The sequence below is a fragment of the Brevibacillus sp. 7WMA2 genome, assembly GCF_010748895.1.
Taxonomy (GTDB): domain Bacteria; phylum Bacillota; class Bacilli; order Brevibacillales; family Brevibacillaceae; genus Brevibacillus_B; species Brevibacillus_B halotolerans.
This window is the reverse complement of the sequence record NZ_CP048799.1, coordinates 5,045,708-5,070,070: the sequence shown is the minus strand read 5'-3', so window position 1 is coordinate 5,070,070 and position 24,363 is coordinate 5,045,708. Positions and strand designations below refer to the sequence as shown.

Here is a 24,363-nt window from a genome sequence, read left to right as displayed (position 1 = left end):
CCATCTGCACGCTATCCTCTATGTTCTTTGCCCGTTAATTTTTCGTTACGAGCAGTAGTTCCTTTTCCTTGATACCTATTCGTTCTGCATAGCCACACCATTCTTGTACGGTTCTAGGCGCTGTCCACGTTGCACGCTGCTCCTCATTTAAAAGTGGCTGGATACTTTCCCAGACGCTATAGAGCAGAGGAACCCCAAGCTGCACTTGGCTTAAAAGCTCTCTTTGACAAAAAACCTCTTGAGGAGTTCCTTCTAAAAGAAGCGAGCCTCTATGCATAACGAAGACCCAATCGGCCCAAGCATAAGCAAGTTCCAAATCATGTGTAGACATAACGACGGTCGTACCCTGCTGATATATTTGTTCCAATTGCGTCAGAAATAGCTGTGTATGATAGCTATCCAGATAAGCTGTTGGCTCATCAAGCAGGAGTAATTCCGGTTGCAATACAACAACTCCAGCTAAGGTGACTAGCTTTTTTTGTCCTAAGCTTAACTGGTGTAATGGTAGATGTAACCACTCTTTTATTTGAAAAGCTTCTGCTGTGGCCAATACACGCTCACGAACCTGATCAGTAGATAGACCTTGATTACATAAGCCATAGGAGAGATCCTCTGCCACCGTAGCCGCCAATAATTGATGCTCTGGGTCTTGCATCACCAATCCTACTTTGCTTCGTAGCTCTTGTAAAAATCGGCGATCATAGCGGTATGGTTCTCCCTTGTAATACAACTTTCCTTCTGTTGGGCGGTAAATACCATTTGCCTGCAAAAACAACGTAGATTTCCCCGAGCCATTATGGCCGAGAAGTACGATCTTTTTACCTTTTGGGATACGTAAATTGATTTCCTTTAGAGCGAGGCTATTTGTCTTGTGTTCGTAGGCGTAACTTACTTTTTCCAGACTGATCAAGGTTTCCACAAGAGCCACGCCCCCTTCCTGGTAGTAAAGAAACTTGGCGATTGCCAAGTCTCTCAGGTTATCGGTTCTTATCTCTTATAAAAGGGAGTGCCAAAAGATCAGCGCTGCACAGCAAGCTCCCCCCATCGCAGCTTCGATGAGATAACGCTTTATATATCTCTCTTTTTCCATGGTAACCACTTGCAGATTTCCATCGAATCCACGCGCTAGTAAACCATGGTTTAATTGCTGATACCGTTGCATACTTTTAGCAAACAACAAGCTGACTAGTCGGCCCATGTCCTTCAATTGGGCTGAAAAACTTCCATGCCCACCGCGTGCTTTTTGCGCAATCCATAAATCATGTGCCGTTTGGAAAAAGACAAATAAAAATCGATACATCAGCATAATAAGTTCAACAATGATGGGAGGCACTCGTAATGCGCGTAATACGTCAAGCAATTGAACTAAAGGGGTCGTTAGCAGCAAAAAAGCAAAACAAGCACTAGCACCCAATGTGCGGGTAAACAGCTTACCGATCACAAACAAATTACGTTGATCAATATAGACATACCAATCACCTATGGTAAGTAAATGCCAGCTCGATTCTAGCCCGATGCTGACTGAACCTGACAAGCGCTGTACGTCGATTAGCAGGGCAGGTGTACTGCTAATGAAAAACAAGCAGGCTACCCCGATAAAAACAAGATAGCTACGCAAGGGAACACTAGCATACCCTACAATCCAGATACTCATCCAAATAAAAATGCCAATTTGGATTTCCATATCTGCACATAAGGCAAGAACAAGCATTCCTGCCGCAAAACCAGCTTTGAAGCGAGCAGATACATCACGCAGTCGATTTTGATACGCTATTCGGTCTATCCAAAAATTCATTCTTGTACTTCGTGTGTCGTTTCATTTTTTTTGCGACCTTTAAAAAATCCAATTGCGTAACCAATCACACCCGCTCCCAAAGCTGCCTGAACTGCGAACAACAAGCTCTCTGTTTCAGAGCCTGGCACTTCCATTAACGGCTGAAACCATGGTTCATATTCTGGGGCCAGCTCCTGGATTGCTTCTTCCGCTTGGCCATCTGCTCCACCAAATTCAGAGTCCTTGATCAACATCAGTGGAATGACCGCGATCACTACCACAAGGGCAAGTAACAACAAGTTTTTCCATTTGGCTACTCTTTTCATTATTTGGCACCTCCCCGCAAGCTAAGCAACATCTGCAATTCTTGACGGTTATACGCGCTAATCCAGTTCCAAACAACTACAGTAAGTAAACCCTCACAAATAGCTAACGGAATCTGAGTGACTGCAAAAATGGTTCCAAACTTCATGAACGCAGCAGCAAAACCACCGGAGGCCGCTGGAAAAGCTAATGCTAATTGAACAGATGTCGTGATATAAGTAGCTAAATCAGCCAAAGCAGCAGCGAAGAAAATGCTGACTCCTTGCTTTACCTGCATACCGCTTAAAAGGCGATAAATCCCATAGCCTACAAACGGCCCTACAACTGCCATAGAAAAAGCATTGGCTCCGAGTGTGGTTAATCCTCCATGGGCAAGTAAAATCGCTTGAAATAAAAGGACAATACTACCTAACACACTCATAATTTGTGGTCCGAATAGCACTGCTCCAAGTCCTGTACCTGTAGGATGCGAGCTGCTACCTGTAACAGACGGAATTTTAAGCGCCGACAATACAAAGCTGAACGCACCAGCCAACGCTAGTAACAGCTTCAATTGTGGTTTATCATTCGTCAAACGTATTAAAGAGCGAAGTCCCCAGACAAAGAATGGTACAAACACTACCCACCAAAAGATCGCCCAGCCGAAAGGTAAAAAACCTTCTGCAATATGCATCGCATAGGCACTTTCGGGCGAGTTCACTAGAAAATACACAGCAAACACAGGAAGTAACCATAACAAACGACTACTTGCAATCCATTTCCGATTCATTTCCATCATCCTTTGGAATTAATTAGTATCCTTCTTTTGAAACCATGCTTCAAGATGACTAATATTTAAGTGACTTTCCACGTGATGTGCTAATTGATCATAAGCTTTTTCGCGTCTCATCTGTTCGGTGACTACCTCTTCTGTAAAGATCTGTAACCCTTTTTCCTGACGTAACAGATTAATAAGCTGTCTGGTAAGATGTCGATTGTGGAAAATCCCATGCAGGTACGTTCCACTAGCTCTTCCATCTTTCGAAATGGCACCATCCTGTTTTCCATCCTGTAAGATAATGAAAGGAGAACCGGAGTGATCAGTCATACAGGTCTCTCCTAGATGGATTTCATATCCTGTTACCTCTGTCAACGAATTCTGATTGTCCTTTGTTGGTTCCATAGTGTACTCTTGCTGCTGGCCTGCTTTCTCACTCGACAATCCCAGCATTTCCTGCGCCTTTGGATGTAGCTCTCCTGTGACCTGCACAGTTCGTTTCTCCTGACAAAATGTGGTTTCAACAGGTAGAAAGCCTAGCCCAGCACGCTCTTGTACTGTTCCGTCTCCTTCTACACCGTCAGGGTCGAGTAACTTCTCGCCCAGCATTTGAAAGCCTCCACAAATGCCAAACAATCTTGTACCTGAGCGATGCAACTGGCGCAGGGCATCTACAAGCCCTTCCTGTTCAAGCCATGCCAGATCGTCCAAGGTATTTTTTGTACCTGGAATAATAACCAGATCAGGGTTTCCTAGCTCATGTCGGTTACGTACATATCGCACGCCTGTTTCTGGTTCATCAAACAACGGATCAAAATCAGTAAAGTTCGAAATACGTGGCAAACGAAGAATTGCAATATCAATAGGGAATTCAGCTAATTGAGGTTGTTTAAAGCGAAGTGATGACAGTGCTAGCGAATCCTCCGCCTCAATTTCAACAGCCATATAGGGCAAAACAGCCAAAACAGGTATTCCCGTTCTTTTTTCCAGCCATTCCACTCCATCGTCTAACAAATCGCGTCTTCCTCTGAATTTATTAATGATAAATCCCTTAATTCTTGCCCGTTCTTCATCATCGAGTAGCTCCAGTGTCCCTATAATAGAGGCAAATACTCCACCGCGTTCAATATCTGCCACTAAAATTACATCGGCATCCGCTAAATGAGCCATCCGCATGTTAGCAATATCTCGATCTTTCAGATTTATCTCTGCTGGACTTCCCGCGCCCTCTAAAATGAGAACATCGTACTCATTTTGTAGACGTTCTAAGGCTTCCTTTACAATTGGCATAGCTTGTTCTACATAACTTTCTCGATACTCTCTTGCATCCATATCAGCGTAACGCTTTCCATGTACAATGATTTCGGCAACCATATCCTGCTTTGGTTTTAACAGAATAGGATTCATGTCTGTAGTGGCTATTGTTCGTGCTGCTTCTGCCTGTACGCCCTGAGCACGTCCGATTTCCTTCCCATCTTTTGTTACATAGGAATTAAGCGCCATATTCTGTGATTTAAACGGTGCTACCCGATATCCTCGATTGGCAAAGATACGGCACAAAGCTGTACAAATTAAACTTTTCCCTACATCTGAGGCTGTGCCGACTACCATGATGGCTTTTCCTTGCATGTAAGCACTTCCTCTCTAAAATTCCAAACCTTTTACTGCCGGAATTCCTTCATTATAATAGTGCTTAGACGGCTCAATGGTAGAGACCAAATCTGCTAGCTCGATCAGTTCCGTTTTCGCACTGCGACCTGTGATTACCAAATGCATATTGATTGGGCGATTTTTGATCGCTTCTACTATCTCTGCTAGTGGGAGAACATCTTCAATCGGAAATGTAGAAATTGCTAACGCATTATTTAATTCATCTAATACTAATAAATCAATAGTTGGGTCGCTTAGTTTCTCTTTCGTCAATGACCATGCTTTTTTTAAAGCCTCACGATGCTCTTCTGGGGTTTTGGTCCAAGTAAATCCGATTCCTAGCTGTTGCATCTCCATTCCTAATTTACGCATGGATAATGACTCACCATAGGATCGCTGCGGGGACTTGATAAATTGTAAAAACGTCACTTTCATCCCCCGTCCCAAGGCGCGCAGACTAACACCCAAAGCCGCTGTTGTTTTCCCTTTACCATCACCGGTATACATTAAAAACAAACCACGTCGCTCGGCTCTTTCTTTTGGACTGTCCTTTTGTTGTAATTCATCAAGAGATTCCACTGGAACCGCTACAGTAGATCCATTTTCATTTTGCTCTTGGCTGTGTGCCTGTCCTTGATTCACGTCATTTCGATGTGACATGCTTTGCTTCCCTCCTGATGATTCACTTTTAACCTTTGTACAGTAGGCAAGTCCTTTACAATGTAATAAGACTGACTTAATGAAAAGCTTTGTTCACTGCTGATCTCTGCACTGCATACTCCCTGCATGAATCTAGCCAACGCTTAATCATTCCCGGATGAGAAGCAAAATGCAAGTGTGTATAGCCGGCCAACAAATTACCTTTGGCGTAGCCTTCCTTTTTCACGCCTCGCATTCCTTTTACCTGATAAGCATGATTCTCAGTAGTCTCCTCCGTTATTTTAGAGTAGTGAAACTCATGCCCGCGAGCAGTTTCACCTGCTAAAAGTAACAGAGAATCCCGTTCAGCTAGCGCTTCTCGATAACCCAGTGCAGCCAACTTCTGTTGCATCTCTACTTGATAAGGGATGGCGCCTACCATCTCATGCTGTTGTCCTGCACGATCTGTGATCGACTGGCATAGATACATGAACCCACCACATTCTGCAAAAGTAGGTAATCCAGCTTCTATCATGCTATGCAAGGTTTGCCGTTCTTTCGTCCATTGCGACAAGCGTTCAGCAAATTCTTCTGGAAAGCCGCCACCAATATACAGGCCATCAGCATCCATAGGGGGAAGCTCCCCATGTAACGGGCTAAAATAACAGAGCTCGGCTCCATACGCTTCTAGTAGCTCTAAATTTTCCTGATAATAAAAGTTAAATGCTTCATCCTTTGCCACAGCTAATTTCACTGGGGATAGATCGGATGATGTAGGAGATGGACCAGCTAACAATTTTTCTGTAGGCTCTGCTAGGGCTGGTGCGCCATTTGCCAGTGCCAGTAATAGATCTAAATCAACTGTCGCTTCGATTTTCTCGGCTAACAGATCAAACCAAGGTTCCATCTCCCCGCGCTCAATCGCTGGAATTAGTCCAAGATGTCGTTCAGGCACCTTCAAGGACGGATCGTTAGGTAAATATCCAATAACGGGTACCTTGCACATTTGCTCAACAGCCGCTTTTACTAGCTTAAAATGATTCGCGCTACCACATCGGTTTGCAATGACACCGGCGATTTTTACAGATGGTTCCAATTCTTGAAACCCTTTGACAATCGCCGCCGCACTACGAGCCATTGCTTTAACATCAAGAACAAGGATGACCGGAGCCTGTAATAATAGACTTATTTCGGCTGTACTTCCTTGATTGCTCAGTGGATCTTTACCGTCGTAAAAACCCATGACCCCTTCAATCAAGCTGATATCCGCTGACTGGCTGCCACGCAGAAACACCTCATGCATGACCTGCGGCGGCATCATCCATGTATCGAGATTACGAGATATTCTGCCAGTTGCAGCCGTATGGTACGTAGGGTCAATGTAGTCAGGACCAACCTTAAATCCTTGGGCCTGGAGCCCGCGCTTGCGCAAGGCCGCCATTAATCCGATCGATAATGTTGTTTTCCCTGCGCCGCTACTGGTTCCTCCCAATACGATTCGTGGACATTGATAAGTCTGTTCCTTACTCTCCATGTAAAATACCTCCTCCGTTAACCAAAGCGATGGACAAGGTTACATTTCCACTTTTTTGTTTCGCTAAGTGGGGAGCCTCTGCCTTAGCGGAGCGTAATGCGGCAGGCTCACTGACACCATAGGCACCCGTAAATTTATACACTGTTTCCGAACGTTCTGTCATTGGCATCTCGTTTAATTGCTCTGGTGTATAGGCGATTAACTCCCAGCCATATTTTTGACAAACAGCTAAAAGTCCTTCTTCGTCCTGCTTTAATGTAATGGTTGCGATATTGCGTACGCTTTTAACCGAAAGACCCTGTTGCTCTAAGGTTTGTAAAATGACTTGTTCGATTTCCTCCGCAGATGTCCCACGATTGCAACCAATGCCAAGTACAATGGTTTTTGGACGATAGACAACTCCATTTTCTAAAAAGCGGGTCTGCTCTTCTGCTGTTAATACACGTGGCGTAATGACCAAAGCTGCCTGAAAGGTATCATTCCAAGCCTCAGCCATGGAATGATACACTTGAAAATGCCCCGGCAGTGGCTTATCTGGATAAGGCCACCACCCGCTTTCCCCTGCTTCTTGAATAATAGCTACCTTTTCTTCATTGACCACACTAGCACTTACGGGAGTAACCTTTTCAAAGCTATCTAACTCCCAGCCAAAGCCACGTCCAAACAAATCTACAGGAATCGTTTTTTGCACATCTGATGCCGTAGTAATCACTGGATTGGCATCTAGTAATCTCGCAATCTCACGAGTTAGCTCATTCGCTCCGCCAAGGTGTCCTGATAATACGCTGATGACATTCTCTCCTCGGTCATCTACGACTACAACACCTGGATCTACTTTTTTATCCTGCAATACCGGAGCCATCATTCGGACAACAGCACCGAGCGAGATGAAAAAGATGAGACCGTTATATTTCTTAAAAAAGTCAGCAAACAATAGACGTACAGAGCCTGTAAACGTACGAATATCTCGCTCTTGCTCATCTCCTACCATGAATTTTTCCATGTAGTATAAATGTGAACCAGGTAACACCTGATGCAAGTGACGAGCTTTCTCTACCCCATGCTTGGTAATCGCAACTATAGCGTATGGTAGTTGCTCCGGATTTTGCACGATCTCGCTTGGGGTACGTCCAGCAGGTACGGGGGTATTTACCTCGACTCCTGTCTGCCTTCCTACTCCTGTACCCTCACTCATCCGTTAGTCACTCCTTTACGGAATCGATGCGTAAAGGTCTTATCATATAGCTTGGAGCGATGCTCGGAGGAATCATGAAGCATTGGATCAAGTGCCCAGCCAGCTAAAATCATGGCATGACTACGAATTCCATTAGCCGCCATATCTTTGTCCAAATGCTCAAGCGTTGTACGAACAATTTTTTGATCCGGCCATGATGCTCTTTGCACAACCGCTACAGGGGTTTGTTCGCTCCAGCCAGCTTCAACCAGCTCACGAACAACTTTTTTGGTCAGCGTAGCACTTAAATATAGTGCAATTGTACAGTGGTGACTAGCTAAATCCTTAAGCTGCTCTCGATCTGGTACAGGTGTGCGTCCCTCTGCTCGTGTTAAAATCAGTGTTTGTGTTAATTCAGGAACGGTTAGCTCTGCTTGTAGTGCTGCCGCCGCTGCAAATACAGAACTTACTCCCGGAACGATGGTAAAGGAAACCTCTGCCTTTTTCATGATCACCATTTGTTCCAAAATAGCTCCGTACACTGCCGGATCACCTGTATGAACGCGAGCAACGCTTTTTCCTGCCCGAACTCGCTCAATCATGATTTCTACCATTTCATCAAGCGCAAGTCCCGCGCTTTTGATTACTTCTGCTTCGGGTTTAGCACGAGCAATTAATTCATCGTTTACTAAAGAGTCGGTATAAATTACTACATCTGCCTTTTGAAGAATATTTAAGCCTTTTACAGTGATTAGGTCTGGATCGCCTGGTCCAGCTCCTACAATATAAACCATAGGCTCAAGCCCTGTATTTATCATTTGTTCGCTAGGTTTGTTCATGTCATTCATCCCTTCCGTACTACCATTAGTGTAAGATACTCAAGCTCTTTCCCTTTTAACTGGCGAACGTCCTTCCAGATCGTCTCTTCACCAGATGTCACCTTGGTAATTACAGACGCACAGTCTGCCATACCTAGCTCCTCTAGCAAGCCAATCATCATATCTAACACCTTAGCTACTTTCAAGAAAATGACAGTATCATGATGCTCCAAAACTCTACGCATAGATTCTCGATCTTCCGTTGCCGGTATAATACCAACCTGCTCATCTCCATCAGCTAATGGAATGTTTAATTGGGCAGCCGCTCCCAGCACTGAGGAAATACCTGGAACTGATACCACTGGCACTTCTGGATGCAATTGATTCATTAGACGAGCCATATGAATAAACGTACTATATAAATTTGGATCTCCCTCTGTTACAAATACAACATTTTTACCTTGAGAAAGCTTCTCCCAAACCTGATCTACTGTCTGAGCCCATTGTTTCTTTAGAACGTTTTCCTCTTTCGTCATCGGGAACACTAATCCTAACAGATCTTTTGCAAGACCATCCGTATACTGCTCCACGATCGTTAGTGCATAGCTTTTGCCGCCTTTACGCTTTTTAGGATACGCGATGACATCCGCTTCCTTCATCAGACGAAACGCTTTGACTGTGATAAGCTCAGGGTCCCCAGGTCCAATTCCAATTCCATATAAAGTCCCAACAGAGGTATTCACCGGTTTATTTGTCAGTGTATTTTCATGATTTTCAAGAGTTGTATTAGTCATGTTGCTCATCTTTATTCTCCTCCTTGGCTTTGTGTTTAGCAGTTATGATATAGACAGGATTTAACCCTTCAAGTCGGGTCAAATGCAAAATTGGTTTACTACGCGACACCTGCAGCATTGTGACTGATACGTCAAAACCCGCCGCTTTGCATGACTGCATTGCATCTGCTAAATTTTCGATGGTAACAGCATTGATTACTACACGCCCACCTGGACGCAGGCGCTTAGCAAATAACTGGACTAGCTCTGTCAGCTCGCCACCGCTTCCCCCAACAAAGATCGCATCTGGATCAGGGAATTCATCCAATCCAACAGGGGCCTTCGCATTGATAAATGTGATATCCGTACGAAACTTGTGCATATTCGCGCGAGCATTTTCTAAATCTGGCTCATTCTTTTCTACAGCGTACACAGCTCCCAAAGGGGCTAGCTTCGCTGCTTCGATCGCTACCGAACCAGTCGCTGTTCCGATATCCCAGACGATGCTGTCAGGTTTTATCTGCAACTCAGCAAGGCTTGCTACTCGCACTTCTTTTTTCGTAATGAGTCCCTTATCTGGTTTACGTTGAGCAAACTCTTCATCAGGAATGCCTAAGGTCCAATTCACAGGTGAGGCATTCTCTTTTCTTTTGAGAATCATGACATTTAAAGGGTCGCACTCTGTCTCTGCCAATTCCACAAGCGTAAACCACCGACAACGTTCTTCTTTATTTCCTAACCGCTCCGCTACAAACGCTTCATATTCATCCATACCAAAACGCAGTAAATAGTGAGCTACTTTTGCCGGAGTATTTTCCTTATCCGTTAATAGAGCCACCTTAGACTTGCCATTCACACGTTGTGCTAATCCAAGCATTGGACGACCATGTACACTGTCAATATGAGCATCTTGCCAAGCTTCCTTCATTTTGCTAAAAGCAAGCTGTAAGCTACTCAAATGCGGTACCACTTGCACGACATCACGACCGAGTTTGCGGGTGAGCAAACCTCCAATCCCATAAAACAATGGATCTCCAGAAGCAAGCACGACAACCTCTTTACCTGCTGCTACCGCTTGTTTTATTTCGCCAATTGCCGCTAGCACACCACTTTTCAAAGCAAAGCGTTCACAGTCAAGGTCTGGGAAAAAGGCTAAATGTCGCTCTCCCCCTACCAGCAATTGCGCTTGTTTGATCAGTTCAATAGCTTGGGGAAATAAACCTTGAGCACCGTCATCCCCGATCCCGATTATCGTTACCTGTGTCATCTACTACCGCCTTTCCCAACAGTTCGCCTTTCAATGTGGTGAGCACCGTTTCTATAACCATGCCTCCGCCGACGTGCTTATTGATTTGTTCGGAGCATTTGTATGCCAATAAGTTAAAAAAAGCGGAGTTTCCCGCTTGGCTCATGAGTTCGCCCACCTGCATGGCCGTGTTGGCTCTCTGTATTTCTGCAATATGTTCTTCACTTGCACCGACTTCTCTAGCTACCTCCGCCAAAAATTCAAAATCAACAGAAGATCCCTTGGAATGCACCATCATTGCTCCCTGAGCAACCTTAGACAGTTTTCCCATCATTCCAACCATGGAAATGTGGGTAAATCCTTGCTTTTTACCAATAAGGGCACTAAAGCCCACGAAATCTCCCATTTGAATAAACGATTCTTCTGGCCAATCCGGATACTGTTCCATCGCTGTTTTTTCGCTGCGCCCACCTGTTGTAATGGCAATAGCCTGGCAGTTGCTTGCCTTCGCTACTTGAATAGCTTGAGCTACCGATGCTTTGTAAGCAGCAGTTGAAAATGGTACGACCGTTCCTCGGGTCCCCAAAATGGAGATACCTCCAACGATTCCTAACCGTCCATTCAGCGTTTTCTTAGCAATCTCTTCTCCATTCGGCACTGAAATGACAACGCTGACTCCACGATCTTCTATTTCATATTCATCTAAAAGCTCTTGGACAACGCCCTTAATCATTTTTCGTGGAACAGGATTAATAGCTGCTTCACCTACCGGAATCGGCAATCCGGGCTTTGTAACTCTACCGACACCTATTCCGCCATCCAAATGAATACCGCTATCTGCATGCCAAGAAACACGTGACAAAATTAGGGCCTTATGGGTGGCATCTGGATCATCTCCACCATCCTTGATGATACCAGTCTCCACCCAATTTTCTCCTCGTTCCTGAGATACCATTTGAAACGTGACCCGATCCTTATTAGGCAAAAGAATTTCCACCTCCGAAACTTCTTCCCCGCTAAGTAAGGCTAGCAGGGAAGCTTTCGTGGCGGCGGTAGCGTTGGAACCTGTTGTATATCCGTGACGAAGTGGCTTCTCATTTTCTGCCTCCGCTACCTTTGCATTAGTCATGCACGCTCGCTCCGTTCTGTTGCTAGAATGGACAACGCATTAACCGCGGCAACAGCAACTGGGCTACCACCTTTGCGATCCAAGTTCGTGATAAATGGAATATCTAACTTCGCTAATTCCTCTTTGGATTCAGCTGCAGATACAAACCCAACTGGTACGCCAATAACCAATGAAGGGTTTGCCTTACCCTCTTTCACAAGACGAATCAATTCAAGCAGTGCAGTAGGAGCATTCCCAATCGCGTAGATACCACCTTTAATTTGGCTCGTAGCTTTGCGAATAGAGATAATAGCACGAGTTGTATTCTCGGCTTTCGCTTCTTGCATGACATCAGCATCAGAAATATAAACATGCACATCTCCACCAAACGCCTTTAGACGCGGCTTACTGATGCCTACTTGAACCATTTGAACATCTGCAATAATTGGTTCACCGGCTTGAATAGCGCGAATGCCCGCTTCTACTGCATCAGGATGAAACTTCATGCTACGCCCTAAATCAAAGTCGGCTGTTGCGTGGATGACGCGTTGCACCACACGATACTGATCATCCGTAAAAGGATGTGGACCTAGCTCCTCTGTAATCATTTCAAAACTTTTTGATTCAATTTCTTGTGGTTGAATCGTGATTGGTTTAAACTCCGTATGAAATTGCGATGACATATGATTTCTCCCCTCTTTGGTTCCGTTATTTTTTAGACCGTAGCCTGTGTTCGTAACGCTTTCAAAACGCTCTCAAATGTGTGATGCGTCTCTCCATACACGAGTTTCGGTCTGTCGATCATAATGGTATAGATGCCAAGCTCTAGGGCTGCCGCTAGCTTCTCGTCTACAGCGCCTACCTTACCGCTTTCTTTTGTAATCATTGTAGTAACACCATATTGTGTATACAAAGCGGCATTCAATTCTTTAGAGAAAGGACCTTGCATGGCAATAATATTTTTTTGCTCTACGCCTAACTCTTCACATTTTTCCATATTGTCTTTACGTGGCAGCATTCGTGCAATCAAACGAATCTCGGGATCACCTAGCAAATGCTTCGTAAACGTCCCAAGCGTTTTGCTTCCTGTGGTTAGCATCACTACGCCTTTTCTTTGTTTTGCTTCCAATGCTGCTTGTTCATAATTTTCCACTATGAGCACATTAGGATGGTCAACATAACTACGGGTCTCCCTTTCATACCGGATGTAAGGAAGCTGTAATTCTTCTGCGCAAGCCATCGCATTTTTAGATGCTTCTTCTGCAAAAGGATGACTTGCATCCACAATGGTTGTAGCCTTCTGTTCCTTGGCTAAGGCAATCATATCCGCTAGTGGTAGTCTTCCTACTCGCGTCGTAATTCCCTCGTCCTCCAAGCTTTTAGCGGCAGAATCGGTAACAACCGTTGCCAGTAGATTAACACCAGTAGACTTCAAAAGGACAGCCAATTCGCGTGCATCACTTGTCCCTGCCAAAAACAGGATCATACACGTACCCCCCGTTTATCATCAGCTTCTGTAGCCTGAGACTCCTTGCTACAGGCTGTTTGCCCATCTTGGGTTACAGGGGTATGGCTATGTCCGTTTGCATGGTGATGATCATGATGGTGATCATGGTCGTGATGGTGGTCATGGTCATGGTCGTGATGGTGGTCATGGTCATGGTCGTGATCATGGTCATGGTCGTGATGATGATCGAATACAGCGAGTTTTCTAAATTGACAAAGATCGCAGTTGGCTAATGCCCGTCCCTGTAATGCTTCTATAGAACGATCTACTACAATTTGTTCTAGCAGTTCATGGAAGCCTAATGCCTCGCTCATCGAGGCATGTATATCAGGGAAGTCCTGATGAAACTGTTGTAAGTTTTCTTCTAGACGTTTTAACAGGATACCCGTAAATAACAAATAAGGAAGGACATAAATCTGCTTAGCTCCCTGTCTTACACAACGGACTAACCCTTCTTCCACTGTCGGATAGGTAACGCCCATGTACGCCACTTCAACGTTACCTACCCCTGTGCTCTCCCATAACAAGCGGGCTATTTTACAAAGATCGCTGTTTGCATCTGAATCACTGCTACCACGACCTACTAAAAGAATGGCACTATCCTTGTTAGCCGGTTCTAGTGGAGTATAGGAAGTTGTATTTTGTAAGCGATCCCGCAAAATTTGCACCATATCCTCATGCACACCTATGGGGCGCCCATAACGAAAATCTACATGGGGATATTTCGCCTTAGCCTCGTCTATTTCATGCGGGATATGCAGTTTAGCATGGGCTGCTTGAAACAGCATTAAAGGTACCATTGCTACAGTGGTAGCTCCACGTTCTACTATTTTTTGCACACCCTGCATAATGGTTGGTCTGGTTAACTCCAAGAAACAAGTCTCATACAGTGTCACGTCTGTTTGTTCCTGTAACAATTCAGTAACTCGCTGTGTAAACTGTAGAAGATGCTCATTTCCCTCGGCATCTCTGCTACCATGACCGATAAAAAGTATTCCGTTCAAAAAATTCCCCCCCTTAATCTCCACACGGTTCTTCGATCTGCAATGGAGCTACGAATTCCTGATAGCGGTATTCAAGTACCTGCCCTGTACGTTTAAAGAATTTATGGAATCGTTCCTCGATATGACCTTTTGTCTTATACTCATCCACAATCCGTTCTACAAGTCCAATAATCTGTTCTTCTGGAATTCCCTCAGCTATACGTTGTCCAGGATGAGCGTTACGTCCGATACGCTTGCCACCTAAAAACACATCATATGCGCCACGTCGGTATACAAGACCAATGTCCTCCATAACTGCACCATAGCAAGCCATTCCGCAGCCGTTAAAGCCAATTTTTAAATCCTTTGGCACAGCTAGACCATCTAATCGTCTACCTAATTCCTCAGCTACAGGGATCGATTCATCCTTTTCTAAATCACAAAAATCACAAGCTTTCACCTGCGCACTAGCCCCGATCGGAAACAATTGAAAGCCAACTGCTCTTAATTGTTGCGTGACCTGCTCTGGATCTACCTGCGGTAAGCGAAGAATAATTTGATGCTCAATGCTGTACATCATTTCTCCGCCATCCTTGGTCAAATCGGCCAATAGACGCATTTGTTCAGAGGTAAAATTCTTACGAGCTACACCAGGCGAAACGCCTAGCTCTAAAATATCAACAACTCCGCTAAACGGGCGAGGTGGTGGAGTGATACCCTGATTTAACTCTAAGGCTGTCTTTTCATTAACGCACGCAAGCGCTTCCATCGCTAATTGAAAGGCCTTTACCGCTTGTTTAGGAGCTTGAAAGCTCTCTGTCTCTGCCTGAAAAGAATTCTGTTCTACTTCCCTTGAGAATTGCCTGGGATTTGAAAGGGCTTCCATCGCCGCTGATGGTGCGGAATCAGAAACCTGAGCTTCTTGTATTGTAGCCTGCGGTGAAGTCGCTACAGCCACTTCTTGCACAGAAGATGACTCAGATACCGGATTTCCACTCTGAGGCTGGCTGTGAAGCGCCCAAGGCTCTGCCTTCTCCTGCAAGCGTTCATGAGGTTTTAACGGTTGATCCATGCGATTTAACGTATATTTACGTTGATATCCGCGCGGAGTAATAATTTTTTGGTCGTAAACAAAGGTAGTCGAGTTTCCGATGATTACTGTTGTCAGCATTCCAATGTCATGCTGTAGCATGTCTGCAAGTGTTGTAATTACAACATGTTCTCGATCTCTATAGGCGCTCTTTACGATTCCTACTGGCGTTTCAGGAGAACGATATTTTAATAATATTTGTTGTGTTTCTACAATTTGTCGTGTACGGCGACCACTGCGCGGGTTATAAAGCGCAATGACAAAATCAGCAGAAGCAGCTGCTTCTACACGCTTAGCAATCGTTTCCCACGGTGTAAGATGGTCACTCAAGCTGATTGTGCAAGCGTCATGCATAATTGGAGCACCCAATAAAGACGCGCAAGACTGAATGGATGAAATTCCAGGTACAACCTCTACCTTCACCCCAGTAGATTCTGTCCAGCCTTTTTCGACTAGGACTTCATAAACTAGTCCGGCCATGCCGTATACCCCAGCATCCCCACTAGAAATAACGCCAACAACTTGACCTAACTCAGCCAATCTTACCGCTTCTTGAGCACGGCTAACCTCTTCTGTCATCCCAGTACGCACGACACTTTTGTCTGAAATAAGCTCTCGAATTAAATCTACATAAGTGTTGTAGCCAATTATCACTTCGCATTCTAGGATAGCCTCTTTTGCCCGATGCGTAATGTGATCATGATGTCCTGGTCCAAAGCCAATTAGTAGAATTTTTCCTTTCTCCATCTACTCCAAGCCCCCTATCCTTATTTGCAATCAACCTTACATTTTTATACAATAAAAAAAACAGCGCTTCCCCGTCTGACTTACGTGAGAAGTGCTGTTATGATGAGCTTGTTATTTTTTTGAAAGGAATATTCCCTTCTGTAGCAAAACTGCTCTCATAACACCTCCCCATCTGCCGTAGGTCTGACGGTGTTGTTAGAATAAAGAGGGTAGCCTGACTCTTGGAATATTCTGCTCCTTTTCGTCTTCTGAAAATTTATAATATCCAGTGACAAAAACGGGCTCTCCAATTACAGTGGCGGGACCGTGTTGGATTTTCACCAACTTCCCCATGTGAATCGTTTCTCATGTAACAATTCCTTTATTCCCAAGCTTATGTGATTACTTCTATCATAATCCAATTTGCATTTTATTGTCCATACTTTTCTGTCTAGCCCACACGGGACTGGACAAGAGGTGAAAGAAGATCGTATACTGACATACTATTAGAAATCTTCTATTTTTATGCATAGAGGAAAATATATTTGAATATACAGTATCATAATTAACATATTATAGAAAGGTTGTTAAAACATGTCCCTCTTACACACCTTACAACAACGTCAAGCTATACGCGCCTACGATGGTCGCCCTGTAGAAAAAGAAAAGATTGAGCAACTTCTAGAAGCAGCTATATTAGCACCCAATGATCGCTTGCGAGAGCCTTGGCACTTCTATGTCATTCAAGGCGCTGCTAAGGAACGGTTTAACCAGCTAGCTCAGGATTTCTTGCTTGAACGCTTTCCTACCAAACCTCATTTAGTAGAAGAGTCCATGAAGAATGTTCTGGCCACCCCTCTCATTATAGTCGCTACATCCCAAATCATAGAAGGCGACGAAGCTTCTTCGCTTGATAATGATTATGCTGTAAGCTGCGCTATTCATTCGATGTGGCTGATGGCTTTTGAGCTAGGTCTAGGTTTTGTATGGCGTACACGTGGTGTAGGTTTAGCTAGGGATGAACGTCTCAAAGCCTTCTTGTCCCTATCTGATCAAGAAAAAGTAATTGGTTCCTTATTTATTGGCTATCCAACTGATGAAGCCACACCTCGAACTGCTCGAAAGCCTATCACTCAAAAAACAACCTGGGTCGAGTAAACTTTGGCATATTTCGAACGGTTACAAAAAGGTTACATTTTTCCCCGCTTTGTTGTAACATTTCCCTCACCTGCTACGTATTATTTTTATAGTAGGTGATGATACATATGACAAACCACATGACTTTTGCCATACTGGTGGGCTTGTGTGCGACAGCGGGACTTTTTTTATTTCGACGCGCTGTGACGAGTGGGGATCGACAGCAAGGCGGATTCTGGATTAATGGTCTAGCTATCGCTATTGCAACTTTGCTGGTTTTATTCTCAAGCGCTATCGTCGTGTTCTTATTGGTTACGATTCTCTGGACAGTCGGCACTCTATTTCCTATGTTTGTCGACAAATCTGATTTCTGGACACTCGTTTCCTTTGCAGTCGTCTCCTTTTTCATGTTAATGCTGTACGAACTAATTCTTGAACCAGTCCTTTTATACATAATGCAAAGACTACATATCTCAAGAAATTGGAAATTGATACCTGAAATTTTAGCAACGACCTTCATTTTTTATCTCGTGAATACCACATGGATTCCTGGTGTCTTGTTAACACCATTAACTCCCTTATTTGTTGGCATATTAGCTGTAACAGTCGATTATTTTTTAGAGCGCATCATGGGTGAGAGAAGGTAAAAATGTAGACACGACAAAAAGCACCTCTTAGTTTGCGAATCTCGCGACATGACAGGAGGTGCTTTTTATCTGTCTTTTCCTCGTACAAAAAGGCGTTTCTGCAAGCATACAGAAACGCTTTCAACTCTGTTCTTCCATTCTTTTTTTATATGTATGTTCTCCCGTTATACAGCAGATGCACTTAGCGTGTCGTCCCTGTTTTTCCCTGTTTCTTCTGCTGTAAGCGGTATTGAGTAGGTGTACAACCTGTTTCTTTCTGAAAAACAGCGGCAAAATAGGCACTATTACGAAAACCTACTCTGCTTGCAATCATGGAAACATTTCGATCTGTTTCTAGTAGTTGCTTCTTCGCTTCATCTATTCGGATGCGCGTTAAATATTTCCCTGGCGTTATCTTCATACAACGAGAAAAACAACGCTGCAAATAAAAAGGACTCACATAGAGACGTGACGCCATTTCACGCAGAGTTACGGGTTGGTTATAGCAATCGTGAATCATCTCTAGCAAACGGGTCGCCGCATCTTCTTCCGCTGATTTCCAGGTTGGTTCAGATGGTCTACAACGCTTGCAAGGACGAAAACCTGCAGCAATGGCATCGGACGCCGCATAATAAATCTTCACATGCTCTCTTTTGGGTGTCCTTGATTTGCATGACGGCTTGCAAAAAATACCCGTCGTGCTAAGGCCATAAAAGAATAGTTGATCATAATTTGGATCGCATTCTACTATCGCCTTCCAGAACTCCTCTTTCATCCACGATCCCTCCTAGCCTTCAATCCTCAGTATAACGTAATGTTTTTACTTCTAGTAAGCAACTGGGAATGAAAGAGCAAAATTTCGATAGTTTTTTCTTAATTTCACAATTATGTAACTTTTTCCATAATAAAAAACCATACCTTTTCACGTTCTTTCGAATATTTTTTTGTAACAAACCGCTTTTATTTTCACTAATATTAAAAAAAGCCAAGAGAGGAAGTAGCTCCCTTCTCTTCGCTTTTTTATAAACTACTTTATTATGTACGTCGATAAGCGCCCGCATTCTGCTGAAACAATTGAGGTGCCCCATTTGCTAGTAATGTAACGACCAAAGCCGTAATCACATACTCAGGTATCAGATAAGTTGCATTATAACTGAAGGAATAAAGTGTTGCAGGTGTTCCTTCCGGGGCATAGCTCCCAAACCAAACAGCTCCTGAAGTCGTGCGAATAGCCAAGCATAGCGCAATTCCCACTAGCAATCCTCCCCAGATGGAGACAATTTTTGTTGCTTTGCTTTGTGTCTTACTAGCGTACAGGAACGCACCAAAGCCTAGCACGGCATAGGATAGAGGATAATCTAACACCATTTGAATCGGATGGACCATCTCGCCACCAAAAAAGAATTTAACCATGCCTACTAGCCCGCCTGTGATTACGCCTGCTACCCAACCACGGCGAAACGCCAAGAGAGCTATCGGTACCATTACCAGCGATACGCTTCCCCCTTGAGGCATGGCAAACAACTTTACCTTACTTAAAATAACAGCTATTGCTGCCATGATAGCTATTTCCATCATGATAACCAGTCGTGTTCGTGACATTTCAATTCCTCCTCATTCTGATGCAGTATGTATGTAAGCAGCAGAAATAGAAAGGGTCCAACTCAAGTTTATATAGACTATAAATACAAATTAGAGCAAATTGTATCAGCCAGTTGATTGTAAAGAGCGTTTTTCATGTTTTACACACAAAAAAACCACCCTAGACGGATGGTTCTCAACTCGGCGATACAACCCTATCTCGACGATAGAGCTACAGCTTTCGCACTTGAAGTCAGCTACCTCTCCCTCCGCTGGCATTACCCAGTTCAGGTTCTACGGTCAGTAACGCATTCTGTTACAATCTCAGCCGTATTTGCCCGGCCCCCGTTTAGTACATGCTTATTTCGTTTTCAATGTTACAAATTCAAATAATACCATAACATATTACTACTATTTTGCAAAGTACTTCTTTGAAGCGTCATTTGCTTCATTTGCTTCATTATAATTGTTTTTTCAATGGTACGTTCTATGACTTTGCATCTAACAAAAGCGAAAAATCAGTTGAAACAAGCTAGATCTTTTACAAGATATAGGAAAAAAACAGAAATTGAGTGGGCCGAGGTACCCCCCACTTATCCTATGAATAGTATGTAAGGCAAAAGCCTAAAAAGCCTGCTACTTCGGCACCAACACACTCCCCCTGACATAGGATAAGGTGACTGTATCCCTCAACCTTGTTCCTGTAGAGCCCACAAGGAGGGGTGGCACGTTTTGAAGAGTAGCGACCAAAGTAAACCGTTATTAACTAATCGCGAAAGAGAAGTGTTTGAACTCCTGGTCCAAGACAAGACCACAAAAGAGATAGCAGGACAGCTCTTCATTAGCGAAAAAACAGTCAGAAATCACATTAGTAACGTCATGCAGAAATTGGGCGTGAAAGGGCGGTCACAAGCCGTAGTAGAATTGGTAAGGCTTGGCGAATTAAAAATTTGACCGCTCAGGTGAACTGCCTCCCTTTTCTTCAAATCCTTGAAGAGAAGGGGGGATTTTTTCATTCTTTAGACATAAGGTGTTCGATTATAAGCCTCTTCATATCGCTTCTTCATGGCATTTACAATTAGAGTAAAACCTAGAACCGCAAGCATAAAAGCGGTTAGTGGCGCAAAGAAAATCCACTGCTTTGTTTGTAGAAAAGAGCGTGATTGTCCGATTAATCCAGTCCATTCATAGAGGATATAAAGAGCGTACTGAAACTTCCAGACCACTCTTTATATTTTATTTTTATTTATGACTTTTCTATCAAAATAAGAAAAGGCGCAAAGGTTATAAAAAACCTAGCGCCTCTAGCATTTTAATCTAATACTTCTCCATTACTAGCAATGACATTTTTATACCAGTAGAAGCTTTTCTTTTTCAATCTTCGCAGAGTTCCTTTTCCTTCATTATCCTTATCTACATAAATGAATCCGTAACGCTTCTTCATCTCTGCAGTGGAGGCACTAACTAAATCAATTGGTCCCCATGTTGTGTAACCAATCAGGTCAACACCATCTGCAATCGCTTCTTTCATTTCCGCAATGTGATCCTTTAAGTATGCAATGCGGTAATCATCCACAATGACATCCCCGTCTTCTACAACATCAACTGCCCCTAATCCATTTTCCACAATAAACAGTGGCACCTGATATCGATCGTACAAGATATTAAGGGCAATACGCAGACCTTTCGGATCGATTTCCCATCCCCAATCTGTTGCTTTCAAATACGGGTTTTTTACTCCACCCATGATGAGATTGCCATTTGTCTCTCCAGCTTTTTCAGGGGTTACTGTTGCCGTTCTACTTACATAGTAGCTAAAACCTAGATAGTCTACTTTATACGTGCGCAATAGCTCTTCGTCGCCTTCCTCTATAACGATTTGAATATCATTTTCAGCAAAATAGCGCTTCGTATAGGATGGATAGTAGCCTCTCACTTGAATGTCGGTAAAGAATAAGGTCTCCCGATCCGTAGTAAATGCTTTCCATACATCTTCTGGATGACTTGTTAGTGGGTAGGTTGGCAAATAAGCCAGCATGCAACCAATCTGAGCATCAGGAATGATCTCATGGCATGCTTTTACAGCCAAAGCGCTTGCCACGAACTGATGATGAGCCGCTTGATACATCGCGTTCTTCTCGTTCTCACCTTCTGTCAATACAAGTCCACCACCCGTAAATGGCGCATGTAGCACAACGTTAATCTCATTGAACGTCATCCAGTATTTCACTTTATCCTTGTAGCGTTTAAAGAGTGTTTTGGCAAAACGCTCATAGAATTCAACTAACTTCCGATTTCTCCATCCTCCATACTGCTTCACCAGATAAAGTGGCATCTCATAATGTGAGATCGTTACTACCGGCTCAATACCGTATTTTTTAATTTCATCAAACAATTGATCATAGAATTTCAAGCCTTCTTCGTTTGGCTCCAGCTCATCACCATTCGGAAAAATTCTTGTCCAAGCTATCGAGGTGCGGAAGCATTTAAAGCCCATTTCTGCAAACAAGGCAATATCTTCTTTATAGCGATGATAAAAATCAATCGCTTCATGATAAGGGTAGTAGCCTTCCATTGATTCATTATGCGGATACATAATGCCTCTTGGTGACACATCTGCTGTTGAAAGACCTTTGCCACCCTCTTGATAAGCGCCCTCTAGCTGATTAGCCGCGACCGCTCCTCCCCATAGAAAGCCTTCTGGAAATTTCTTCACGATTTTCGTCATAACTTATTTCCTCCTTATAAGTAGAATTGCATCTATGCAAAATTTCGATATAAACAAGGTGATGGATCAACAATTCATAACCCTTAGACTCGCAGGGTAAGCAAAAGCTCTTTTTCTTTTATTTCAGCTAGACTCGAAGGTTCGATCTCTGGATATTGGTCTGTATTCGTGATGATCACAGGTGTTATTGTTTCAAAGCCTGCCTGTCTAATCTCCTGTAGATCGAATTCAATGAGCAGCTCCCCTACCTTTACCTGCTGACCTGTCTCTACATGGGCGGTAAAGTGTTTGCCCCCCAATTTAACGGTATCTATTCCAATATGAATCAATACCTCTGCTCCAGCATCACTGATTAACCCTATAGCATGCTTCGTATTAAAAATGGAGACGACAGTTCCATTCACTGGCGAAACAACACGTCCCTCTGCGGGTTCAATCGCTAATCCTTTTCCCATAATTTCTCTAGAAAAGGTGGGGTCACTGACTGCCTGTAGAGGATGAACAACACCAGCTATTGGGCTGCAAATCTGTTCATTTTGAACAAGCGCATTTTCTGTTGTTCCTTCTTTTTCTAATCCGATGAATTCTACTGTTTCTTTCGACTCTTCCTGATCTTCATTGGTTGGTATATCAATAAAGCCTAGAATATATGTCATGACTGCTCCAACAATAAAAGCAATGATAAGACCAATAATCGCATACCAGAATGTCTCCCCAACGAGGATCGGCAACCCAGGCAATCCTGCATTTCCGCCTACAATATAAGCTTTTGTTTTAAATAAGCTGATAAAGGCTCCACTGACTGCTCCACCGATTAACGCCGCGATGAACGGTTTCTTCAATCTCATATTGACCCCATACATCGCTGGCTCCGTAATACCCATCGTTGCTGTGATACTTGTAGACATGGCAATTGATTTAAATTCCTTGTTCCGTGATTTTAAGAATACGCCAAAGGCTGCGCCTGCTTGAGCTAGGTTAGCGACGAACATAATCGGAAGAATGTAATCGTAGCCAAGCTGAGCTACGGAACCAATCATAATTGGTATCAGCGCATAGTGCATGCCGGTAATGATAATAAGAGACATTGTTCCGCCAAGCAGCAATCCCGCAAACAATCCTGCATGATCAAACAACGCGATAATGCCTGATGCAAGTCCATTTCCAATAATCGTTCCAATTGGTCCAATGGCAATAAGCATGAGTGGTACTACAATAAGCAAGGTAAGCATGGGTACTAAAATCAGCTTCATTGATTTATGAATTAGGTTATCTACGAATTTTTCCACATAAGATGCCAGCCAGATCGTAATGACGATTGGGATAACCGATGAAGCATAGGTAACGGCTGTTACCGGTATCCCCATAAAGCTCGTACTTTGCCCTGTACCTAACAGGGCTGTCAATTGCGGATGGAGAACGGCGGCTGCGACAGAAACAGCAATAAAAGGATTATTTCCAAATTTATTTGCCGCACTAAAAGCCAAGATAAGCGGTAGGAAGTAGAAAGCACCGTCTCCGATCGCATTTAGTATCTGATAGGTACTGTCATCGGGCGACATCCAGCCAAACGTTGCCGCTAAAGACAAGAGACCTTTAATCATCCCTGCCCCAGCTATCGCTGGAAGAATCGGTGTAAACACCCCTGCAATGACATCAAAAATCGCACTTATCGGATTTTGCTTCTTTTGCATCCCCTTCTCTTTTCCTTGTATGCTTGCAGCTATATCGCTACTCTTCATTATCTCTTTATAAACCTGCGCAACATCGTTTCCAATGATGACCTGAAACTGACCTCCACTTTTCATGGTACCCATGACACCCTTTGTCTTCTCCAGCCTCTCTTTATCAGCAAGCTGATCGTCATGCAAGTTAAAGCGCAATCTGGTCATACAATGGGTAACGTGTGCAATATTTTCTTTTCCTCCAACAAGCGCTACTATTTCCTTTGCTACTTTTTCTTTATCCATAGAAAAACACATCCTTTTCCTAACATGACTGAGATAAAAGCAATGCACTTGTTCAAATGGGCCCAATTGATCAAAAGTTTCGCATCATCTCATAAAAAAAACCCAAACATCTACCCACGTATCGACAAACATGTCTGTACATGAATAAACATTTAGGTTTTGCCTGCTTACCAGTAACAATCCTAGTAGTATGAAATTAAAAAAAACCTAAATCGCTG

23 protein-coding genes and 2 riboswitches are annotated in these 24,363 nt (G+C 43.6%); of the genes, 3 read left to right on the top strand and 20 right to left on the bottom strand.

Features of this window, described 5'->3' with window-relative positions; genetic code table 11:
• Positions 1–34 precede the first annotated feature (34 nt).
• From GOP56_RS21885 to cobJ, 16 genes are all read right to left on the bottom strand, one after another.
• Positions 35–919, bottom strand: coding sequence for an energy-coupling factor ABC transporter ATP-binding protein (locus GOP56_RS21885; RefSeq protein WP_003338870.1), 885 nt, complete (start codon positions 917–919; stop codon positions 35–37).
• Between the two features lie 75 nt (positions 920–994).
• Complete coding sequence (gene cbiQ / locus GOP56_RS21880; protein ID WP_163246636.1) at positions 995–1,795, bottom strand: cobalt ECF transporter T component CbiQ; 801 nt, start codon at positions 1,793–1,795, stop codon at positions 995–997.
• Complete coding sequence (locus tag GOP56_RS21875) at positions 1,792–2,100, bottom strand: energy-coupling factor ABC transporter substrate-binding protein (RefSeq protein WP_003334908.1); 309 nt, start codon at positions 2,098–2,100, stop codon at positions 1,792–1,794. The genes cbiQ and GOP56_RS21875 overlap by 4 nt, the downstream gene beginning before the upstream one ends.
• Positions 2,100–2,867, bottom strand: coding sequence for an energy-coupling factor ABC transporter permease (locus tag GOP56_RS21870; RefSeq protein WP_163246635.1), 768 nt, complete (start codon positions 2,865–2,867; stop codon positions 2,100–2,102). Before GOP56_RS21870 ends, GOP56_RS21875 begins: the two co-directional genes overlap by 1 nt.
• A gap of 18 nt (positions 2,868–2,885) precedes the next feature.
• A complete protein-coding gene (locus tag GOP56_RS21865) occupies positions 2,886–4,484 on the bottom strand; it encodes a cobyric acid synthase (protein WP_163246634.1) in 1,599 nt (532 codons plus the stop codon).
• A gap of 15 nt (positions 4,485–4,499) precedes the next feature.
• On the bottom strand, positions 4,500–5,165 hold the full coding sequence (locus GOP56_RS21860; protein WP_003338874.1) for a cob(I)yrinic acid a,c-diamide adenosyltransferase: 666 nt from the start codon (positions 5,163–5,165) through the stop codon (positions 4,500–4,502).
• Positions 5,166–5,241: 76 nt separating this feature from the next.
• Positions 5,242–6,678, bottom strand: coding sequence for a cobyrinic acid a,c-diamide synthase CobB (locus tag GOP56_RS21855; RefSeq protein WP_163246633.1), 1,437 nt, complete (start codon positions 6,676–6,678; stop codon positions 5,242–5,244).
• Entirely contained in the window at positions 6,668–7,873 is a 1,206-nt protein-coding gene (locus GOP56_RS21850) for a cobalt-precorrin 5A hydrolase (protein WP_003334913.1), read from the bottom strand. The genes GOP56_RS21855 and GOP56_RS21850 overlap by 11 nt, the downstream gene beginning before the upstream one ends.
• Positions 7,870–8,691 carry a precorrin-4 C(11)-methyltransferase gene (cobM, locus tag GOP56_RS21845; RefSeq protein WP_163246632.1) on the bottom strand — a complete coding sequence of 274 codons (822 nt, stop codon included), beginning with the start codon at positions 8,689–8,691 and terminating at the stop codon, positions 7,870–7,872. The genes GOP56_RS21850 and cobM overlap by 4 nt, the downstream gene beginning before the upstream one ends.
• Before the next feature lie 5 nt (positions 8,692–8,696).
• Entirely contained in the window at positions 8,697–9,413 is a 717-nt protein-coding gene (gene cobI, locus GOP56_RS21840) for a precorrin-2 C(20)-methyltransferase (protein WP_174250739.1), read from the bottom strand.
• 43 nt (positions 9,414–9,456) lie between these two features.
• Positions 9,457–10,710, bottom strand: a complete 1,254-nt coding sequence (gene cbiE, locus GOP56_RS21835) for a precorrin-6y C5,15-methyltransferase (decarboxylating) subunit CbiE (protein WP_163246630.1) — start codon at positions 10,708–10,710, stop codon at positions 9,457–9,459.
• Positions 10,676–11,818: a cobalt-precorrin-5B (C(1))-methyltransferase gene (locus tag GOP56_RS21830; RefSeq protein WP_003338877.1), complete on the bottom strand. Its 1,143-nt coding sequence runs from the start codon at positions 11,816–11,818 to the stop codon at positions 10,676–10,678. The genes cbiE and GOP56_RS21830 overlap by 35 nt, the downstream gene beginning before the upstream one ends.
• Positions 11,815–12,480: a precorrin-8X methylmutase gene (locus GOP56_RS21825; protein WP_003334919.1), complete on the bottom strand. Its 666-nt coding sequence runs from the start codon at positions 12,478–12,480 to the stop codon at positions 11,815–11,817. Before GOP56_RS21825 ends, GOP56_RS21830 begins: the two co-directional genes overlap by 4 nt.
• Before the next feature lie 32 nt (positions 12,481–12,512).
• Positions 12,513–13,283, bottom strand: a complete 771-nt coding sequence (cobK, locus tag GOP56_RS21820; protein WP_163246629.1) for a precorrin-6A reductase — start codon at positions 13,281–13,283, stop codon at positions 12,513–12,515.
• Positions 13,280–14,308 carry a sirohydrochlorin chelatase gene (locus GOP56_RS21815; RefSeq protein WP_163246628.1) on the bottom strand — a complete coding sequence of 343 codons (1,029 nt, stop codon included), beginning with the start codon at positions 14,306–14,308 and terminating at the stop codon, positions 13,280–13,282. Before GOP56_RS21815 ends, cobK begins: the two co-directional genes overlap by 4 nt.
• 13 nt (positions 14,309–14,321) lie before the next feature.
• The gene (gene cobJ / locus GOP56_RS21810) at positions 14,322–16,124 is read right to left on the bottom strand and encodes a precorrin-3B C(17)-methyltransferase (protein ID WP_163246627.1); all 1,803 of its coding nucleotides are present in this window, start codon (positions 16,122–16,124) and stop codon (positions 14,322–14,324) included.
• Between the two features lie 186 nt (positions 16,125–16,310).
• Positions 16,311–16,503, bottom strand: a riboswitch (cobalamin riboswitch).
• 194 nt (positions 16,504–16,697) lie between these two features.
• Between cobJ and GOP56_RS21805 the strand changes: the two genes are divergently transcribed.
• Together GOP56_RS21805 and GOP56_RS21800 are read left to right on the top strand one after the other, a co-directional pair.
• A complete protein-coding gene (locus tag GOP56_RS21805; protein ID WP_163246626.1) occupies positions 16,698–17,261 on the top strand; it encodes a nitroreductase family protein in 564 nt (187 codons plus the stop codon).
• 107 nt (positions 17,262–17,368) lie between these two features.
• Positions 17,369–17,887 (top strand): hypothetical protein, encoded by a 519-nt coding sequence (locus GOP56_RS21800; RefSeq protein WP_022584152.1) that lies wholly within the window; start codon positions 17,369–17,371, stop codon positions 17,885–17,887.
• A gap of 181 nt (positions 17,888–18,068) precedes the next feature.
• On the opposite strand, the gene GOP56_RS21795 is transcribed toward GOP56_RS21800, so the two are convergent.
• Entirely contained in the window at positions 18,069–18,641 is a 573-nt protein-coding gene (locus GOP56_RS21795; protein ID WP_003334925.1) for a bifunctional transcriptional activator/DNA repair enzyme AdaA, read from the bottom strand.
• Positions 18,642–18,901: 260 nt separating this feature from the next.
• Positions 18,902–19,468: an energy-coupled thiamine transporter ThiT gene (thiT, locus tag GOP56_RS21790; protein ID WP_163246625.1), complete on the bottom strand. Its 567-nt coding sequence runs from the start codon at positions 19,466–19,468 to the stop codon at positions 18,902–18,904.
• A 226-nt stretch (positions 19,469–19,694) separates the two neighbouring features.
• A riboswitch (TPP riboswitch) is annotated at positions 19,695–19,806 on the bottom strand.
• A gap of 373 nt (positions 19,807–20,179) precedes the next feature.
• On the opposite strand from thiT, the gene GOP56_RS21785 reads away from it, so the two are divergent.
• Positions 20,180–20,401 carry a helix-turn-helix domain-containing protein gene (locus tag GOP56_RS21785; protein ID WP_003334928.1) on the top strand — a complete coding sequence of 74 codons (222 nt, stop codon included), beginning with the start codon at positions 20,180–20,182 and terminating at the stop codon, positions 20,399–20,401.
• A gap of 358 nt (positions 20,402–20,759) precedes the next feature.
• On the opposite strand, the gene GOP56_RS21780 is transcribed toward GOP56_RS21785, so the two are convergent.
• Together GOP56_RS21780 and GOP56_RS21775 are read right to left on the bottom strand one after the other, a co-directional pair.
• Complete coding sequence (locus GOP56_RS21780; RefSeq protein ID WP_121473634.1) at positions 20,760–22,175, bottom strand: aryl-phospho-beta-d-glucosidase; 1,416 nt, start codon at positions 22,173–22,175, stop codon at positions 20,760–20,762.
• A gap of 83 nt (positions 22,176–22,258) precedes the next feature.
• A complete protein-coding gene (locus GOP56_RS21775) occupies positions 22,259–24,145 on the bottom strand; it encodes a beta-glucoside-specific PTS transporter subunit IIABC (RefSeq protein ID WP_163246624.1) in 1,887 nt (628 codons plus the stop codon).
• Positions 24,146–24,363: the final 218 nt, after the last annotated feature.